Origin of the sequence: Vibrio sp. 779(2023) (genome assembly GCF_033344285.1) — a bacterium.
GTDB lineage: Bacteria > Pseudomonadota > Gammaproteobacteria > Enterobacterales > Vibrionaceae > Vibrio > Vibrio alginolyticus.
The window spans coordinates 1-1,342 of record NZ_JAWPOM010000116.1; the positions used below are offsets into that span (position 1 = coordinate 1).

The window sequence follows — 1,342 nt, forward strand, 5'->3', positions numbered from 1 at the left end:
AGAGATAAAGCACAGACCTAGCACGAATGATGCTTTGCCCGCTTCACGCTCGTTTGGTTCAAACTTGTTCTTCGCTAGGAAAGTGGCCAGACCCATACCTAGCGCCGGCACCATACCTGCCGCCATGATTGCAGCCATTGGTGCGTAAGTTTGAGAAGCCAATAGACCTACACCGAATGCGTAAGCTGCTTTGTTTACCGGGCCACCCAAGTCGAAGCACATCATTGCGCCAAGGATAATACCAAGTAGAACGGCGCTGTCTGAACCCATGTTGTTTAGGAAGTCAGTCAGACCATTCATGATGCCAGAAACCGGACCACCAACGATGTAGATCATCACAAGGCCCGTAAATAGCGTCGCAACAAACGGGATGATCAGAATCGGTTTCAATGCTTCCATTGATTGAGGAAGTTTTACTTTATCTGCTAGGAGCTTCGCTGCGTAACCTGCGATGAAACCAGCCGCGATACCACCAAGGAAACCAGCGCCAGTAGAGCTTGCCAACATACCACCAACAAGACCCGGAGCCAGACCCGGACGGTCAGCAATTGAGAAGGCAATGTAACCAGCAAGCACAGGGATCATCAGTGCAAACGCAGAGCCGCCGCCGATGGTCATTAGTGCGGCTGCCAATGTACCTTCTTCTTTAAATGCTTCAATGCCGAATACGAACGATAGGGCGATGATCAAACCACCTGCGACGACGACAGGAAGCATGTGCGAAACCCCCGTCATTAGGTGTTTGTATGCGCCTTTCTTCTCGTCTGTTGCCGAAGCAGAACTTGCAGCGCCTGAATGTTGGTAAATCGTTGCTTGTTCGAACGCTTTGTCCATCTCTTCAGCGGTTTTCTTCAGAGCTGGGCCAGTCTTTGTACGGTACATTTTTTTGCCGTTGAAGCGATCAAGTGGCACTTCGATGTCCGCGGCAATGATAACCAAGTCCGCATCTGCGATTTCTTGGTCAGTTAGTTGGTTCTTCGCGCCAACAGAGCCACGAGTTTCCACCTTAATTTGGTGACCACGGCGTTTGCCTTCTTCTTCTAACGCTTCTGCTGCCATGAAGGTATGTGCAACACCAGTAGGGCATGCCGTAATAGCGACGATTTTCTTGGTTGCAGAAGCACTTTCGACAGGCGCTTCAACTGTGGTTGCTTGTTCAAGTGTTGCTGCACTTTCGACTGCGGTCGTTAAGAATGCGGTAGCGTCTTTTGCCACCGCGCTGATTTCTGCTTGGTAGACTTTTTTACCTACGAAACGAGAAGTATCAACGGTGGTGTTCGCCGCGATTACGATCGCGTCAGCTTGCTCAATGTCAGCGTCTGTCAGCGGCGTTGGAGCAATA

General features: G+C 50.5%; 1 protein-coding gene. It reads right to left on the bottom strand.

Annotated elements, in window-relative coordinates; translation table 11 throughout:
• Positions 1 to 1,342: fructose-specific PTS transporter subunit EIIC (locus R8O70_RS25385; RefSeq protein WP_318184480.1), on the bottom strand; the 1,342-nt coding region annotated here is incomplete at both ends.